Genomic DNA, 17,744 nt, shown 5'->3' with positions numbered 1-17,744 from the left:
CGCTATTCATGCGTCGCCCCGCGAAAAGAGTTTAATACTAATATGACATGAATTGAGCATCTCTGCAAACAAAATAACCCCATATGATATCCGCATAGAAGACTAGGTTTACTCAGCTAAATGGATTTTTATACAAAAAACGCCCGTTTATACCGGAGCTCTCGGTATAAACGGGCGTCAGCCTTAAGGTTATGTGGCAGGATGCTTCATCCGCTAACCATCTTGGTTACATTAAATGAGACGGTTGATGTTGTCCATTCGAATGAAGATGAGCGTTCGCATTGTGAGCAAAGGATCCAGCTTGTCCGGTTTTTTGCTGAACAAATTGTCCGGCTTTTTGCTGCAATTGCTGTGCAGTTTGGAGCTGTTTGTCTACATCTTGGCGCAATGCTTTTGCAGGTGCAGGATACATATTCAGTTGGGACATCTGCGTATAAAGCTCGCCCTGAAGTCGAAGCGTGTTCATGGTCATGTCGTTAAACACCCGACGAACCGCTGGACATGCCGATTCCGTAGCAGCTGTCGCATACTCACGAACCGTCCGCTTCAAATCACACAAAATGGTGTTCATTAAATCCTCATCTGGCATAAATGCTGCTGGATTCTGTGCGTTCATTTTATAACCTCCTTAAGATTAATAATGCAATTATTGTGGGCTTGTTGGTGCGTACTGTTGATGCTGCTGGAGTAACTGAGTAAGTGTATCCATGTGCTGCGTGTGATTTTGGATATGCTGCAAACAAACTTGTCGGACCTGCTCGTTCTGCGTTGTCGCGGCGGTAGCCGCACATTGCTTAAGAAGCAAGTCCTCATTAGAGATGGAGTCTGCGATATATTCCAATTCTTTTCCACTTAGTGCCTGCATTTGCATTGATTGCATGAGTTGTAGTCCCTCCTTGTAGTTGATCCAAACAGGCTTTAGTATACCGCCAACGCACACCATTTATTTGCCCAACAGCACTAGAGAGTTATGACAAAAATAAGAACATGCTGCGAATGAGACGGTAAAATGCCGCCCATACTAAATTATGGAACAAATGAAGGAGCGATCATTTTCATGAGACTAAATAGCGGCACCCCACCTTGGAGAAGCACTTTACAAGACCCACCAACTTATCCTGTGCTAGAGGATACCATTCACTGTGATTGCTTGGTCGTAGGGGCTGGAATGGGTGGAGCAATGGCATCCTATCGCTTGTCTTTAAGCGGAGCTGAGGCTGTTCTGATCGAAAAAAGACGCGTCGGAAGCGGAAGCTCACATGCCAATACTGGTTTACTTCAGATATCTAACGACAAATCGTTAACCTCATGTATGAACACTTTTGGAGAAAGGAACGGCTTGCTCTTTTATCAGTTATGCCAAGCAGGGGTTAGAAATATTTTGGATCTGCCAGCCAAGCTCGATATCGATCCCCAGATCATTCCTCGCAGCAGCCTTCTATATGCCAGTACACCAGAGGATGTACCTGCTCTGCGAGAAGAATATAAGAACCTCGTTGCTCACGGATTCGATTCTGATTTCTGGGAAGAGGATAAAATTGCTTCGGTGTATTCTTTTTCTAAACCTGCTGCACTTTATTCACGCAGTGATGCAGAAGCGAACCCTTTCCGGACAGTTCACAGCCTGATCGCCAAGGCAGCAATGAATGGTGTACACGTTTATGAGCAGACCGAGGCTAAACACTATGAGTTTACTGAAGATGGAGTAATTTGCCACACAGAGAACGGACGTATTATTGCGAAGAAGGTTATTTTTGCAATGGGTTATGAAACGCAGGAGTTTAAAAAAGACCGAGGCGCTGAGCTGATCAATACGTATGCAGTGATGACCAAACCTCTGAAGGAATTCCCCAAGTGGCATGAGCGGAGCCTCCTCTGGGAAACCGCCCGACCGTATTTGTATTTTCGGACAACACCGGAGGGACGTATTATTGCAGGAGGTAAAGATGAACCGTTGACGGATCCAGAGCGCCGTGATATCAGAGTGATTTCACAAAGTCAAAGGTTATTGGAAGAGCTGGAAGCTTTATTTCCTGAAATCAAAGGCATTGAGATAGAATACTCCTGGGGTGCTGTATTCGGCTCTACGCGTGATGGGCTTCCTTATATCGGCCCTCATCCCAAGTACCCTCATTGCTACTTCATCGAGGGTTATGGGGGCAATGGGACGGTGTACAGCATGATTGCTGCGGAGTTATTAACAGATACGATTGCGGGTAAACATCGGCCGGAGCTTGATCTATTCTCATTGACACGATCAGCCAAACCTTCTCCCTCTTAGAAAACGGACGGGAATAAGCAATATTGAGGTTTTTATAAAAAAAGCTTAGTCCCCTTATGGTCAATAAGAGGACTAAGCTTTTTATGAGGATGCTTATGCTTTATCGGTACTCAGATTACGTACGAGCTGAATACGGTCTTCCTGCGCTAGACTGTGCTGTACATGGAAACAAGACGGGCACACATACACATTAAGGGAGAATGGAGATATTAATACAGGTCCACCTAGTGTAGCCGGTGCAGATGGCTCGAAGCTGCTAACAAGCTGTTTACCAGCAAGGATAGTTAACTCATGGCATTGTGTACATTCCGGAGCTTCTTCCTGAATCGCTAAGATGCCCGATACACGCTCTTCATACTTATTCAAATCATAATCGTCACCGAATTGGTTGAGCGTGTTGTAAATAGGAACTACACTGTCTTTGTCGACGTCTCCCCAAAGATCATCATCATTAATAACCTCTTGTTTAGGTTCTTCTACAACTTCTTCTTCCTCTTCTTCAATGCCGTCTATCCCTACAGTAACTGTACGATATCCGTTAAGTTCATTGTTGCAGTGAGGACAATTTTCCTCGGGTCCGAATTCCTCGTCCCATACGATTTCGGTATGACACCAAGGGCACACAGTTGTTTCCATCTTAATAATCTCCTTCATACTTCACGTTTAAATTTAGTTCATCATTAAATAAATAATACCGGCTGCTATAAAAGCAATAGCTGACACAAACAGAACTCGGGTAAGAATCTTCATGATATCCTCCTAATACTCCACAAAGTGGAGCTGCTCATTTCAAAGCTTGTCCAGCTTCATCTGGAATCCTTTGTAGGGAGGTGCAAAACTTTCTATTTTTTTAAAATATAGCTGCACCGATCACATAAGACAACGAAACCGAGATTAGCATCGCTATTAGCCCAACAGCACGGTTATCTGCAGCGATCTCCTCATCAATAGAGAACACTGGGGTTAGGAATTCAAATAAAAAATAGGCAAGCAGCAGCAGCAAAAAACCGACGACCGACCACTTCATCGTCTCATAAATCGAAACACCTGATTCAATGCTGAAACGCAGTACGTTGCAAATTCCGAAGATTTTGCCACCAGTAGCCATGGCTACTGCCAAGTTCCCCTTGCGAATTTCTTCCCAGCAATTATATTTCGTTACCATTTCAAAAATAGACAGAAATACAACAAGCCCAAGAATTGCTACTGCAAAGTAGCCAAGCAAGGCACCTAGCGGATGACCCAGCAAAAGATCAATATCTCCTTGCACACTTTTCCCTTCTTTCTGCCGGGCAATCCCGCTATTGCAGCTCAGCCACGGTTACGCCTGCGCCGCCTTCATTATAATTTCCAAGCCTATAGCTCTTAACATGTCTGTGCTTACGCAAATATTCTTGAATTCCTGTGCGGAGCACACCTGTGCCTTTACCATGAATAATAGAAATTTGGCCCAGATTTCCTAAGAAGGCTTCATCAATAAAACGATCCGTCTCCATAATCGCTTCTTCCAAATTCGTACCTCGCAAATCCAGTTCTCTACGAATGTTCTCATCACGGGAGCGTTTAACGGTTGTCGCCTGCCGAAGGGGCGTTGGTACAGAGGCTGCTTTCGAAGAGAGCAGTTCCAAATCATCCAGGCTTACCTTCATCTTCATGATCCCAAACTGTACTAAAGCCTCTTTAGAGCCGCTTAATTCCACTACAAAACCTTTTTGGTTTAAGCTATCTACTTTCACTTCGTCACCAGGACCAATCGTCCGCGGAGTCTTAGCAGGCTTACGAGTAGCGGCTTTCTTACGCGGTGAAGGTTCGGCTTCATCTAGACGTCTCCGTGCTTCAATCAGCTTATGCTCTTTGACTGAAGCGCCTTCTTCCATAGCTAAGCGTCGTAAATCACTGATAATTTCCTCAGCTTCTTTACGCGCTTTCTCCAAGATTGCGCTGGCATCTTTCTCCGCTTTCTCCAGTCGTTTATCTCGCTGACTTTCCAGCTTCTCCAGCTCTTGCTGCTGTCTGCCGCGTAATTCCTCTACTTCGCGGCGGATACTCTCTGCTCGCTCATGTTCCTGTTCCGCTCCAAGTCGATTCTCTTCGAGAGAGGCAATCATATGCTCTACACGTAGATCCTCTTCCTTCACTTCGCCGCGTGCATGCTCCAGAATCGCACCTGGCAGACCTAATCGCTCTGCAATTGCAAAGGCGTTGCTTCGTCCAGGAACACCAATCAGCAAACGATAGGTAGGACTGAGACTTTGAACATCGAATTCCATGCTGGCATTGATGACCCCTTTACGCTCATAAGCGTAAGCTTTCAATTCGCTATAATGCGTGGTAGCGACCATACGGCATTCAGTCCGGTGAATATGTTCCAGAATGGCAATCGCCAGTGCGGACCCTTCTGCAGGATCCGTTCCTGCACCTACTTCATCAAGCAGAATAAGACTCTTGGGAGTCATTCTACGCAGAATGGAAATAATATTCGTCATATGACTGGAGAATGTACTCAGACTCTGCTCAATGCTTTGTTCATCCCCGATATCTGCATAAATGGCATCAAACACACACATTTGACTGCCTTCTTCTGCAGGGATGAATAACCCAGACATCGACATGAGACTCAACAGTCCAATGGTCTTGAGTGTAACGGTTTTACCACCCGTATTCGGTCCGGTTACAATAATGGAGCTATATTGGTTGCCGAGCTCCACATCCAGAGGAACCACATGCTCCGCGGGAATAAGTGGATGGCGTCCTTTGCGCAGCTTCAAATACCCGCGATCGTTCATACGAGGCTGTGTAGCCTTCATATCTCGGGCAAGACGCGCCTTGGAGAAGATAAAGTCAAGCTCACCAAGAATATCGATATCATAAGTCATTTCTTCGGCTATATCAGCTACAAGCGCTGTCAACCTATGCAATATGATCTCGATCTCCCGTTCTTCACGCAGCCGTGTTTCACGCAGCTTATTATTCATCGCCACAATGGACTCAGGCTCGATAAATAAAGTGGCTCCTGATCCGGACTGATCATGTACAATCCCACCGAAATGCGCACGATACTCCGCTTTTACAGGAATAACAAACCGATCTCCACGAATGGTTACCAGCTGATCCTGCAGCATTTTAGCAACGGAAGAAGAACGAATCATGGAATCCAGCTTCTCACGAATTCGGGTCTCTCCTCCGCGCAATTCACGGCGAATCGTAGCTAATTCAGAGCTAGCTGTGTCAAGTACATCTGCGTTCTCGTCTATACATAAACGGATGGCATCTTCTACATGTTTTTGCTCCGATAAAACATCGCTGAGTGAAAATAGGAATTCAATCTTTTCCTCCTCATGCATAGCTGCCAGGAATCGTTTAACTCTTCGTGCGCCGCCAATGGTAGTTCCCACTGCCAACAGTTCAGTTGTTCCCAACATTCCACCTATAGAGGCACGTTTTAGTGCTGCTCGAATATCGCTTATCCCGCCGAATGAAGGAATACCCTTCAGACGATCTACATTAGCCGCTTCGTCCGTGGCTTGAAGTAGCTTCTTCACACCTTCAAAATCACCGGATGGTCTTAGTTGCTCCGCAGTCATTCGCCCCATTGAGGTTTGCGTATATTGCATTAATTTATTTAAAATCTTGCGATATTCAAGCGTATGCAAAATTTTGTCGTCCAATTACAGTCACAGCTCCCTTCATAGATGTTTCCATTATACAGAATTCAAGCCAATTTCGCTATTTGGTATCGGTTAAAGCATAAAAACAAGTATTAAGGTCACAATAAGAACTGCACATATCCTTAGCTTGGGCCAAAGGAGGTTAGTACAGTGAATTTCTTGAGTCATGTGGGTCGTTTTATTGTAGCAGCGCTTGTTCTGATGGTCGTTAGTTGGATTGTTCCACAGTTCTCGGTTGGTGGCTTCTGGAGCGCTCTAATCCTTGCACTGGTGATTGCGTTACTCGGCTGGGTTGTCGAAGGAATCTTCGGCAAAAAAGCAACGCCCTTCGGGCGTGGTATCGTCGGTTTCATCGTTAGTGCATTAGTCATCTGGGTCGCTCAATTCGTAGTGAGTGGAGTCAGCGTTTCCATTCTAGGAGCTATCCTGGCGGCGTTGGTCATCGGTATTGTTGATTTGTTTTTGCCGGTATCCACGCCGTTTGAGGCAGCAAAGTAACGAAAGCTATTCACAACACAGAACCCCTATTTCCGGTTCTTTTCCGGTAATAAGGGTTCTGTGTTGTTTTTATCCTTATGACACAATCTCCGCTTCATGACTCTCAGCACAATTGACCACTCTGTTCTTACCTTGCTTTTTAGCTGTATAGAGCGCTTTGTCCGTTTTACGAAAAAGAAGCTCTTTCCCATCCCCAAGCTGATAATCACAAATTCCAATGCTGACAGTAATCGGCTTATTTCCAGCCTGCAAATGCTCGATTTGAGCAATATTGATCCGTAATTTTTCTACAGCCTCATAAGACTCTGAAAAACTTTTGTCTGTAAAAATCACAGCGAATTCTTCACCGCCATACCTAGCCGCAAAATCATTTAACTCAATCATACCGCCCACCTTGTCCGCAATTACCTTAAGAACAAGGTCCCCAACCCTATGTCCGTAGGTATCATTAACTTGCTTGAAATTATCTATATCGAAGAGAGCCAGCTGTAGTTGAAGGTTGTTGCTTTCACATTGCTCTAATAATGAATCCAAATATTCATGAAAGGTTTTATGATTATATAGTCCAGTGAGTGCATCTATCTTCAGCAGCTTATCCGAAATAGCCCTCTCCACTATTAGATCTTGGCCTTCCTTCGTTAATCTCTCCAGATTTACACGCGCTTCCCGCGCACGAATAATTACAGCAAGAGCCATCCCTACAAATATTATAAACACACACTCTACTATTAAGAATTCAAGCAGCGGTTTATGTAGGAATGGCCGTTCCAACCCGAAATATACTCCCGCATAAAATACAATACTAAATAGTCCCATTAGATACAGGAGCTTACGATCAAAATAAATTAGAGCGACCATAATCGGCATCATGAGCGTCATCTGAGCACCATCGACAAAAGGCTCTAATACAAAATACATAAGGTAGGACACTAAAAATCCACAACTAACCACCCCATATTTAGGGGATTGTTTACTATAACGAAGCCACAGCTCCGCAGTAATCATAAGGACCACAATTAGTAAATTACAAGCAAAGAATAGGTGCCATAGATTCGTGTCCATGGTTGTTTTTATTTGAAGTCGGTCAATATTCGACAAAAACAGCAACTGTGAGATTAATAAAAGAATAACTACCATCCAATAACCTTTTAAGATTCTACGGTGCCAAACCTCCGTATTTAGCGTATCGTTAGTGCTTGAAATATGTATCCCCTACTTTTGTACGTTAATGTAATAGCTTTCATTATAATAAATTTTAGTTATATTTTCATCATTTATTTGCAATTTACGACAAAGTTTGAACAGTCTCCCTTGTTCACGGATTTTTCACATTTAATCAAAGCGCTTACTTAAATTTTAAGTTATGATGTCTACATAATTGTCACATTTTCACTATGCTTGGACTTCTTGGGAGGAGGTTTGGATCATTAAAAAATTCGCAATTCTACTTTCAATTGTGTTCGTTATAGCACTTACAGCCTGTGGAAACAGCAATGATAGTGCTGCTGGCAATGCTAACACATCGGAGCCGGAGATCGAGGCAGAAACAGAACTTACAATTACAGCTACGAATTACAGCTTTGATCAGGAAGAATATCATCTAAAAAAAGGTGTACCCGTCAAAATTATTTTTAAAAACGATAGCGGCAATCACGGCATCCTTATCCCTGAATTCGAACTCCAGCTTAATAGCAAAAAGTCCTCGAAAGTAATTGTTCCAGAGGAAGCCGGCACATTCGAAATGACCTGTTCGATTATGTGTGGATCCGGACATAGCGGCATGAACGCAAAAATCATTGTGGAATAGATGAATCATTAAAAAGCCGATCGTTAGGGAATTGCCCTGACGATCGGCTTTTTATTTAAGTGAGAAATATAAGACATGGTGTGAAACTTATTCTTTCGAATATATTAAACAAAGAGGGCTGACCCGAAATAGATCTCTCTACACATCAGGTACAGCCCTCTTTCTTGCATCCGACATTCAACTGTCCTGTTCGATCAGTTGAATCCATTCATTATATTCATTCTGAAGCTTGGCATATTCCTCTTGAAGATTACGATGCTCATCCGTCATCTTCTGTAGCTCATTCTGATGCATCTCAAACTGGACCTGTAGCAGACGAAGTTGTCCTTGGGCCAATTCATAGTTCTCGCCGACTTCACCAAGCTGCTGAAGCACCTCACTGCGTTCACGTTCAATAGACTTCTGCTTAGCCTCAGCCTCACCGGCCTCCTGCTGCCAAATATCTATCTCTTCACGCAGCTTCGCTTCCAAATCACTCCACTGCTGCTGTCGCTCGAATAATTCCTCGTACTTTTTCTTCCATGAAGCGCCGTACGCCTCTGCCTCCCTCAGAACATCCTGCTGCTCTGCAACCGTAGCAGCGGCCTCAAGGCTAGCTTCAGACAATTCCTCTAAGCGTCGAGCTGTCTCCTCGCCTTCTTCTTGCAGCAGTTGATATCTTTCCTGCAGACGTTCTCCATCTTGCAGCACTTCATCATATTGAGAGATCAGTTCCTCATAGCGTTCACGAAGTGCAGACAGTTCCTTCTGAACCTGTCCACCTTGTTCACGGAGTGCTGCAGTTTCGTGTTCTGCATCTGTACGAAGCTGAGCTTCCCGATCTAACTGTTGTACTAATCCATCCGCTTGACCACGAAGGATCTCAATCTCCTTTTGAAGCGCCAAAGATTTCTCTTCGGTCTCCAGTAGGTTCATTTCAAGCTCACTAATATCTTCCATACGTTTATCCGAGAGCTCCTGCCAATTTGCTGCCTCCGCCATAGATCCAGCGAGTTCTTCCTGAACACGGTGCAGATTGTCATTCGTTTCCTGTAGTGACTTCCGCAGCTCTGATGCTTCATTCTGAGACTGCTGATAACGCTGGCGCAATTCTTCCAGCTCTTCATTCAACAGCGTGCCTAGCTCAGTAGCAGTACGCAGCTCTTCACTGAGCTGTTCTTCACGTTTAACCACCGCTTCATATTGTCCGAGCAGCGTCTGACGAGCATCTCGTTCACTCTTAAGACTGGCTTCAGCCGAACGGAGTCTAGACTGAAGTTGTCCTGTTCCACCACGAAGCTCAGCCAGCTGTTTCTCGAGCTCTTGAATGTTTTGCTTATGTCTATGTTCCTGAGTACCTTGTGACTGACGAAGTTCCTTATTCTTAGCAAGCTCCCGTTGTAAAGCTTCCCGTTCTTCAGCTAATTCCTTGCTTAGCTTCGTTGTCGTGCTCTCAAGCTCCTTACCCAGTGTCAACTTCGTCTTCTCGAGTTCCTTACCTAATGTTGATTTGGTTTCCTCAAGCTGTTTCTCTAAGGTTGATCTGGTCTCGGTTAACTCAAGCTCTAGAGCAGACAAGGAGTCTGAATTCTCCTTAGTCAGCGTCTCACGGATGTTCTCCAGCTCTTGCAAATGCGCTGCCTTCCGCTCTTCCAACTGCTGTAGACGGATGGCTTCTGCATTCGCTAGTTCCTCTCGATGATTCTCACGCATAGCAGACTGTTCAGCCTCATAACTTGCCCGCAGTTCCTGCAACTCCAGCTCACGCACAAGCAGCTCCTCTTCCAGCTTCTCTCGTGCGGCTTCAGCCGCTTGGGTTGCCTCTTGCAGCTGGTTAGCATGTACTTTACGCTCATTCTCCTGAATTTCCAGATGACGCTTGCGCTCTTCTTCAACCGCAGCAATCAGTCGTGTAGCTTCTTCTTTAGCCGCCGCTTCAAGGCGTTCATATTCTTCTTGTCGCTCCCGCTGAACCTCCAGCAGGCGAGATACTTCCAATCGCAGTTCACTGCGTTCACCTGTCATCATGTTGAGTTCATTTTTAAAATCCTGAACCTGAATAGCCTGCTCCGCCATATGTACTGCTGCAAGCACCGCTATGCGCGGCGTATCCAGTCTGTTGTGTGATTTAGAAATCGTGCGCATATGTTCGTCAACATAACGGGCCACTTGTTTCATATATTCAGTGCTGCTTCCGACGAGTTTATAGGAAGTTCCGTATATCTCCACGGCGACACGTGTCCGGTCCATAGCCACAGTTGTGCCCTCCTTTGTATGTGTGCGGATTCTAAGTTAGTCTTACTGTTTCTATTGTAGCTTTTTTCTTAAGCATTTGGCAAAATCCCTTGTAATCAATAGACTCTCGCTGATATCCTCCGCATTTCACTCTACCCAGAAAAAGCCGCAGCGAATCTCAGTTTCTAAATGGATTCGCTGCGGCTTTACACAATTCCTGCTATTTTCTTAATTCTGCACCAAAAGTTTGTTGAAGGACTGATAATAGCTTATCATGCACCTCTCCAACCTCTTCATCTGTCAATGTATGTTCACCGTGACGATACAGCAGTGAGATCGCAATACTCTTCTTTCCACTCTCTAACTTGCCACCAGTGTACACGTCGAATACCTGCACGGATTGCAGCAAAGTTCCTCCGTTTGCACGGATGGAAGCTAGCAGATCGCCTGCTGGTACAGTTGAATCTACAACTACTGCAATATCCCGTTCCATACCTGGGAAACGTGGAAGCTCATTATATTGCAGACGGCTTTGCGTGTTATCATACAGCGGCTGCAATAGAATCTCAGCTACATAAGTATCCACTAGATCAAGCTCTCTTTGCAGTTCCGGATGAAGCTGGCCCATAGTTCCAATCTTCACACGACCCTCGTCTCCGACTAAATATACCGACGCGGAACGTCCAGGATGATACCCTTCTGGACTATCTCCCTCGTAGATAATTCTGTCTGTAAGACCCAAATAAGCAAATACTGATTCCAGCGCACCCTTCAAATCAAAGAAATCTACAGGCTGTGCAGAAACGTTCCATTGCTTCACGGTTAGGCTACCGCTAAGCAACAACCCCAGCACCGGCAGTTCACGCGGCTGACGAGTCAACTGTTCCTCATCTGTGAAGAAGACATTGCCGATTTCAAACAACGCTAGATCGCTTTGACGACGGTTGGTATTATAGCTAGCAATATCCAATAGTTGTGGCAGAAGGCTAGTACGCAGCACACTGCGTTCTTCACTCATTGGCATAGCCAATTTAACCGCTTGTGAGCCTTCTGATAACTCAGGGAACATTTTGCTTTGTTTCGGCTGGATGAAGGAGTAACCCATCACTTCCTGATAACCGCCATGCGACAACAGGCGACGCAGTTCACGGCGGAGTGATTGCTTATGCGTCAATGCGCCTGGCGTTGTAACACCTTCAATCAGAGTCGTTGGAATATTGTCATACCCGTACAGACGAGCAATTTCTTCGATAAGGTCAACATCATAGCTGATATCGCCACGTCTAGTTGGCACCTGAACTTCGATCAATCCTTGTGCGGTATCCCCGCATTTGAAATGCAGACGACCAAACAATGTCTTCACTTCTAGCAAGGACAGATCTGTTCCGAGATAACGGTTCAGCTTCTCCAAGGACAAAGTAAGTACTTTCTCTTCACCAGCAACTGTTCCTGCTTGCACCATTCCTTCATGCACAGATCCGCCAGCATAACGCGCAATAAGTACTGCAGCGCGATTCAATGCAGGGATCACTGCATTTGGATCCACTTCTTTCTCGAAACGAAGCGATGCTTCCGAGCGAAGTCCCAGTTGACGTGAGGTTTTACGAACGGTTCCTCCGTCAAACTTAGCGGATTCCAGAACGAGATTTACCGTCTCAGCAGTAACTTCCGTATCCTGACCTCCCATTACTCCAGCCAGAGCTACTGCTTTAGCTCCATCAGCGATAACGAGCATATGTGGCTCAAGCTTCCGTTCTTGGCCATCAAGTGTAGTCAGGACTTCACCTTCATGAGCAAGACGAACGCCGAGTTCTCCGCCTTCTATTTTATCTGCATCAAAAGCATGAAGCGGCTGTCCGTATTCGAGCATCACATAGTTAGTGATGTCTACGACGTTGTTAATTGGACGAATCCCTGCCGCCATCAGACGATTCTGAATCCACAGCGGGGATGCTGCAGATTTAACACCTGAGATATAACGAACTGCGTAATGACTGCAATGTTCTTCATTCTCAATCTTAACGGAAATAGATTGAGCAGCTGCTCCGCTGATCTCAATCATTTCACTCGCAGGATCAGGTAATTTAATGTCACGTCCAAGAATCGCGCTCACTTCATAAGCAGCACCAATCATGCTTAGGCAGTCTGAACGGTTCGGAGTCAGATCGAATTCCAGAATTTCATCATCTAGACCCAGCAACTTCGAAATATCTTGACCGATCTCTGTACCTTCAGGAAGTACAAGAATTCCTTCTTGCTGCTCTTTAGGAAGCAATTTATCATTGAGTCCCAATTCTTTAGCCGAGCAGATCATCCCTTGTGATAATACCCCGCGCAGCTTCGCTTTTTTGATATCCAGCCCTGGCAGCTTAGCGCCAACAAGAGCTACAGGAACTGTTTGTCCCGCAGCTACATTCTTTGCGCCACAGACGATTTGCAGATCTTCACCTTGACCTGCATCCACGATACATACGTTCAGTTTATCCGCATCAGGATGCTTTTCTTTCGATTTCACATAGCCGGTTACGATGCCGGAAATCCCTTTATTGCGGCGCTCTACTCCGTCAATTTCAATGCCGGCAGCGGTAATCTTCTCCGCTAGCTTTTCGGCGGTTACTCCTTCAATCGATGTATAATCAGCCAACCATCCGGTTGATACTTTCATGTCCGCTCACTTCCTTTATGTTTCAGATGTATTTATCTACTTGCCGTTCGATCTGCTTCCTGTGGGAGTAGTACAATTTAGGATTACTCGATCAAAGCTTCATAACAGTCCTATTTAGAGCAGTCACTACGAAAAATATTGGACTTCCGATCGCTGTTATCCTCAGATTTCCTGATTAGAACCGCTTCTCGCCGTAGAAATCCGAGGATAAAGGCGAACGCTGGCGCTTCTACAGTTCCAAAATTCCTCTCCGTTCCTTCTATTAATAGTCTTTTATTAAGCAAGATCAGTAACCCAATTACTACTTACTCCTAACCCGTCAGCCAGCTCGCCCACCAAAAATCTAAACGCCCTTGAACTGCTTTACAAAACTCATATCGTTGTTATAGAAATGACGGATGTCATCGATGCCGTATTTAAGCATAGCAATCCGCTCAACACCCATACCAAATGCGAAGCCGCTATACTTAGCAGGATCATAGCCACCCATTTTCAGAACATTTGGATGGACCATGCCGGCGCCAAGGATTTCTAACCATCCGCTTTGCTTGCACAGTCTGCAGCCATCGCCGCCACATTTGAAGCAGCTTACATCCACTTCAACGCTTGGCTCGGTGAATGGGAAGAAGCTCGGACGAAGACGAATGTCTGTATTCGGGCCGAACATTTCTTGTACGAATTGCTGCAAGGTGCCTTTCAGATCACTCATCCGAATGTTGCTTCCAATAACCAAACCTTCAATTTGATGGAACTGGAAGGAATGCGTTGCATCGTCATCATCGCGGCGGAATACTTTACCCGGGCAAATGATTTTAACTGGAACTTCACCGTTCATAGCCTGCATAGTACGAATCTGTACCGGAGACGTTTGAGTACGCATAAGCAGGTCATCCGTTAAATAAAAGGAATCCTGCATATCGCGTGCCGGGTGATTTTTAGGCAGATTTAGGGCTTCAAAGTTATAATAATCGGTCTCCACTTCCGGACCTTCAGCCACACGGTAGCCCATACCAATGAAAATATCCTCAATTTCCTGAACCACTCTGCTAAGCGGGTGAACGCCCCCTTGCTGCATGCGGCGACCTGGCAGGGTTACGTCTACTTTTTCAGCCTGTAGACGTTGCTGAGTCTCTTGCTGTTGAAAAGCCTCTTGCTTCGCTCCAATAATCTCCTCAATGGCACTACGCACCTGATTCGCTACTTGCCCGATAACCGGACGCTCCTCAGCACTAAGTCCTCCCATACCACGTAGAACTTCTGTAAGCTCGCCTTTTTTACCGAGATATTTCACTCTTAGGTCATTCAAAACCTGTGGATCCATAACCTCCTGCAACTTAGCCAGCGCCTCAACCTTCAATGCTTCCAACTTCTCTTTCATGGCCGTGTACAGCCCCCTTCAATCATTGTCTAGTTCAACAAAAAAAGGCCTTTCCTCCCGGTAAGGGACGAAAAGACCGTGGTACCACCCTTGTTAGACAAGCTGATCTGTTCCCCTTAAGAGCTTCATTCCCTCTTTTGGCTGGACAGATACCTATCTCACTTTATACAGAAATAACGGTCTGTGACCGGTTTCCCCTACGCTTCCTTACAAGGCAATCTTAAGGAATTCAAGGAACTGCTCCGGAGTGAACTTCGACAGCTCTGTATCCTAGAAACGCTCTCAATCACCGGCGTCTCCTCCCTGTAAGTCAGGCACTGTGTACTCTTCTCCATCACTGCATTTCACAATTCAATCTAATTGTCAGGTATCTCTTTTATGCAAGAGATATGTCTGTTTATTATATGCAAAATCTGTCGTTTTGACAAGTTCAAGCATAATTAGGGCAATTTTTATCTGGCTTTAAGCTGGCTTTAAGGTTCAGAGCCATTTTGAGGACTTTTTTTCAGCTAACGTTCAGCGGAGCTTGATAATTTCCATTATTAAGAAGGCATGGTTGTACTCAATCATAAATCACCTTCAAAATACAAGGACTTTCATACCGGGAGGGAATTACATGCATGCACGAAGAACAAAAGTAGCTGTGATCATACTTAGCGCAGCAGTTCTGAGTCAAGCTTCAGCGTATGGAGCATACGCGGCATCAACGACTACTTCATCCACCAAAACAGCAACTGCCACCACTGCATCCACTCTGGATAAACTCGGCTCGATAGCTTTAAAGAGTAACTTTAGTGTGAAGCTGACCGATGTTGGGTTTTTGACTCAGGATGGCGGCAATATTCTTACATACACCCTCAGCTATAACAATGGGAGCGGAAGCAGCATCAATCTTGTGGACTATTTCTCTAAAGTAACTACTGCCGGAGGAACCGTTATCCAAGGAAGCTCAGTAACCAGCAGTGCAACCATCAAATCTATCCCCTCCAAAAGCAGTCAATCCGTAACCTATTACGTAAACGTAGGTAAATCCACATCTTTAAATGGAGTGAAGATTTCAGTATTCGGTTGGGATTTCAGCAGTACTGATTATCAAAAAAAGCTGGGGACCTTCACCTTGCCTGTGGCTTTTTCACAAGCGGTCGCTAGAGGCCAAAGTAAAAAGATAACCTTGAATAATCAGCCCGTAACAACCAAAACGGAAAGTCTGCAAATTTACAAATATAACGGTAAGGTATACGCCAAAGTAGGTGTGAGCTTAACCAATCAAGGAACCAAAGTGCTAAGTGATCCTGGACTTAAGGGATACCTCGCATCTGCAGGAGGATCTGTATTTGAATTAACGCTAGATGATGCGAGCAGTAACTACAAAGTACAGCCACAGGAAAAAAAGACGATCTACTACATGACGGAAATTCCCTCTTATATGAAGACAGACAATATGACTCTGCAGTTTGCTGGAGAAGATACCTCATTAAAAATAGCTTTGCCCATCGTCACCTATAACCTTCCCGCTGCTACCACACCAGATCTTGTCGTAGCCAGCAATGTCATCAAGAAGCTTACGATCAACAATAATACTGTCGAGACGCAGTTAAAAAGCGCCAATGTCTATGCCGACAACGGCACCGCGAAGTGGACGCTGCAATTCCGAGTAAAAAATAGCGGCAACAAGGCGATTACTTTGCCTGCTTATGAGTTTACCGTTAAAGCCGCTGAAGGATACAGCTTTCCGGTGGACACGAAGGCTTTCGCTAACCTTACACTCAAACCCCTTGAAGAAAAAATAATTGAGCTCAGTGCAGAAGTTCCGCTAACGATAGCTCAAGGAACGCTACAGCTGCAAATGACTGAACCCGCTGTAGAGGGTAAGATCATTTTTCCTACGGCCTATTATCAGATTCCTTACACACTCCAAACTAACAATTGGCAGGATACTGAATACGCGGTGGAGAACAGTCACGGCACGTTTGCTGTCAAGCTTAAGAACATCCAGCGGCTACCTTGGGCAGACAAAGATCAGCTTGTAGCTAAAATCAATATTCGCAACACGAAATCGACCTCTGTGCAGCTTCCTGCATTTACAAGTGTCATTAAAGCTGGTGAGAGTGATATTAGCAGCACTTCCCAAGTTGTCACAGAAAGCACGCAAACCATACTCGGGCCAAATGAATCCGCAGACGTTTATGTCGTGGCCAATGTTCCTTACACCTACCAATTCAATCAATTAAAAATAACGCTGCAAGAAACCTCCGGCGAAAGCAAAAATAATTTTCTTTCTTTAAGTACAAATCAGTTGGACAGCCGTGTTCAGGAAGTTGCAGCACTAAGTTCCTTCCAAATTGACCTTGAAAGTAAAAAAGCAGAAGTGTTAGAGTGCCGGACAACGGTTTATCAGGGTGCGAGCTCCAATATCATGTACACAGAACTGGAAATGAACAGTGAGGAAACACGTAAATCGGAGCAGGCTCAACTCGTAGCTTATTACAAAACGCCTGACAATCAATATTACGAAGCCGAGGTCAACCAGTCTACCACTTCCACGAGTCCTAACGGAAAAAATCTGGTTACCGTCTGGACTAAGCTTCCACTTGGAGTAGATCCTTCTCAGCTTGTTCTTTATATCGGTGAAGGGGTATCCGAAGGAAAACTTACGGCTCCTGGCGGGAAATCAACGGGTTATATCAATACGGTGTCACTGGGTCTAAATAATGTTGCGGTGGAGTCAAAAAGTAATCTTTTGGATGTAGAATCGTTCCCTTATAACCTATCCGTTACAAATGCAGTCGCCACCGTCACTAGTGGAAAAGATACACTAAGCACTGTCCTAACCTACAACCTGTCGAGCAGCACGCTTTACGAATCGGGTACCTATGAGCACAAGCTTGTACTAGAGCTGATCGACCCCTTCGGACAAACGATGGAGAAGACATTAACACTGGGCACAGATCTACCATTAGGGAACTTCAAGTCATACACCACAACATTCACAAGCAATCTTTACAAAACTCTAGGTGGCGGCGCGATCCGATTGAATGTATACGACGAATTCCAAGGTCATCGAAATTTGCTGGGAACTGGGACCTATGTTGTCACTTATCAGACAGCGTCAACGACTTCAAACAACAATTCCACTTCAAACACCGATTCTAGTGCTAACAATCCATCCGACACTTAGTAAACGTGCGAGGGGTGGCCTAAGTTAAAAGAAATTTGATGATCTATGGAGGAAA

Annotated in this window: 13 protein-coding genes and 1 other annotated feature; of the genes, 4 read left to right on the top strand and 9 right to left on the bottom strand. The window is 45.1% G+C overall.

The window, feature by feature from the left end; all coding sequences use genetic code 11:
• Positions 1-226 precede the first annotated feature (226 nt).
• On the bottom strand, positions 227-616 hold the full coding sequence (locus MKX41_RS01245) for a spore coat protein (RefSeq protein ID WP_042186183.1): 390 nt from the start codon (positions 614-616) through the stop codon (positions 227-229).
• A 30-nt stretch (positions 617-646) separates the two neighbouring features.
• On the bottom strand, positions 647-880 hold the full coding sequence (locus MKX41_RS01240) for a spore coat protein (RefSeq protein ID WP_042186181.1): 234 nt from the start codon (positions 878-880) through the stop codon (positions 647-649).
• A gap of 177 nt (positions 881-1,057) precedes the next feature.
• On the opposite strand from MKX41_RS01240, the gene MKX41_RS01235 reads away from it, so the two are divergent.
• A complete protein-coding gene (locus tag MKX41_RS01235) occupies positions 1,058-2,281 on the top strand; it encodes an NAD(P)/FAD-dependent oxidoreductase (RefSeq protein WP_339269794.1) in 1,224 nt (407 codons plus the stop codon).
• A gap of 93 nt (positions 2,282-2,374) precedes the next feature.
• On the opposite strand, the gene MKX41_RS01230 is transcribed toward MKX41_RS01235, so the two are convergent.
• The 3 genes from MKX41_RS01230 to MKX41_RS01220 form a co-directional block, all read right to left on the bottom strand.
• Positions 2,375-2,917, bottom strand: coding sequence for a hypothetical protein (locus MKX41_RS01230; protein ID WP_340968273.1), 543 nt, complete (start codon positions 2,915-2,917; stop codon positions 2,375-2,377).
• A 214-nt stretch (positions 2,918-3,131) separates the two neighbouring features.
• The gene (locus tag MKX41_RS01225) at positions 3,132-3,551 is read right to left on the bottom strand and encodes a DUF350 domain-containing protein (protein ID WP_042125581.1); all 420 of its coding nucleotides are present in this window, start codon (positions 3,549-3,551) and stop codon (positions 3,132-3,134) included.
• A gap of 31 nt (positions 3,552-3,582) precedes the next feature.
• Positions 3,583-5,949, bottom strand: a complete 2,367-nt coding sequence (locus tag MKX41_RS01220; protein ID WP_339246238.1) for an endonuclease MutS2 — start codon at positions 5,947-5,949, stop codon at positions 3,583-3,585.
• A 150-nt stretch (positions 5,950-6,099) separates the two neighbouring features.
• Between MKX41_RS01220 and MKX41_RS01215 the strand changes: the two genes are divergently transcribed.
• Entirely contained in the window at positions 6,100-6,447 is a 348-nt protein-coding gene (locus MKX41_RS01215) for a phage holin family protein (RefSeq protein ID WP_042186173.1), read from the top strand.
• 75 nt (positions 6,448-6,522) lie between these two features.
• Here MKX41_RS01215 and MKX41_RS01210 read toward each other — a convergent pair whose 3' ends face one another.
• On the bottom strand, positions 6,523-7,584 hold the full coding sequence (locus MKX41_RS01210) for a GGDEF domain-containing protein (protein WP_340968268.1): 1,062 nt from the start codon (positions 7,582-7,584) through the stop codon (positions 6,523-6,525).
• A gap of 241 nt (positions 7,585-7,825) precedes the next feature.
• Here MKX41_RS01210 and MKX41_RS01205 point away from each other — a divergent pair, with 241 nt between their 5' ends.
• Entirely contained in the window at positions 7,826-8,254 is a 429-nt protein-coding gene (locus tag MKX41_RS01205; protein WP_256716343.1) for a cupredoxin domain-containing protein, read from the top strand.
• A 177-nt stretch (positions 8,255-8,431) separates the two neighbouring features.
• Here MKX41_RS01205 and MKX41_RS01200 read toward each other — a convergent pair whose 3' ends face one another.
• From MKX41_RS01200 to pheS, 3 genes are all read right to left on the bottom strand, one after another.
• A complete protein-coding gene (locus MKX41_RS01200; RefSeq protein WP_445671302.1) occupies positions 8,432-10,489 on the bottom strand; it encodes a hypothetical protein in 2,058 nt (685 codons plus the stop codon).
• A gap of 199 nt (positions 10,490-10,688) precedes the next feature.
• Positions 10,689-13,133: a phenylalanine--tRNA ligase subunit beta gene (gene pheT / locus MKX41_RS01195; protein ID WP_340968266.1), complete on the bottom strand. Its 2,445-nt coding sequence runs from the start codon at positions 13,131-13,133 to the stop codon at positions 10,689-10,691.
• Between the two features lie 343 nt (positions 13,134-13,476).
• On the bottom strand, positions 13,477-14,511 hold the full coding sequence (pheS, locus tag MKX41_RS01190; RefSeq protein ID WP_042186167.1) for a phenylalanine--tRNA ligase subunit alpha: 1,035 nt from the start codon (positions 14,509-14,511) through the stop codon (positions 13,477-13,479).
• 60 nt (positions 14,512-14,571) lie between these two features.
• Positions 14,572-14,858: a binding site (T-box leader), on the bottom strand.
• A gap of 269 nt (positions 14,859-15,127) precedes the next feature.
• On the opposite strand from pheS, the gene MKX41_RS01185 reads away from it, so the two are divergent.
• Complete coding sequence (locus tag MKX41_RS01185; RefSeq protein ID WP_340968263.1) at positions 15,128-17,689, top strand: hypothetical protein; 2,562 nt, start codon at positions 15,128-15,130, stop codon at positions 17,687-17,689.
• Positions 17,690-17,744 lie beyond the last annotated feature (55 nt).

The sequence above is a fragment of the Paenibacillus sp. FSL R5-0475 genome, from assembly GCF_038004585.1.
GTDB lineage: Bacteria > Bacillota > Bacilli > Paenibacillales > Paenibacillaceae > Paenibacillus_AQ.
Note: the sequence above shows the minus strand (reverse complement) of the source record. Positions and strands in the feature narration are given on the sequence as shown.

Excerpts from the sequence above, each read along its gene's own strand:
- MKX41_RS01245 (WP_042186183.1), bottom strand. The coding sequence starts at position 616 with ATGAACGCACAGAATCCAGCAGCATTTATGCCAGATGAGGATTTAATG.
- MKX41_RS01240 (WP_042186181.1), bottom strand. The coding sequence starts at position 880 with ATGCAATCAATGCAAATGCAGGCACTAAGTGGAAAAGAATTGGAATAT.
- MKX41_RS01235 (WP_339269794.1), top strand. The coding sequence starts at position 1,058 with ATGAGACTAAATAGCGGCACCCCACCTTGGAGAAGCACTTTACAAGAC.
- MKX41_RS01230 (WP_340968273.1), bottom strand. The coding sequence starts at position 2,917 with ATGGAAACAACTGTGTGCCCTTGGTGTCATACCGAAATCGTATGGGAC.
- MKX41_RS01210 (WP_340968268.1), bottom strand. The coding sequence starts at position 7,584 with ATGGTAGTTATTCTTTTATTAATCTCACAGTTGCTGTTTTTGTCGAAT.
- pheT (WP_340968266.1), bottom strand. The coding sequence starts at position 13,133 with ATGAAAGTATCAACCGGATGGTTGGCTGATTATACATCGATTGAAGGA.
- pheS (WP_042186167.1), bottom strand. The coding sequence starts at position 14,511 with ATGAAAGAGAAGTTGGAAGCATTGAAGGTTGAGGCGCTGGCTAAGTTG.
- MKX41_RS01185 (WP_340968263.1), top strand. The coding sequence starts at position 15,128 with ATGCATGCACGAAGAACAAAAGTAGCTGTGATCATACTTAGCGCAGCA.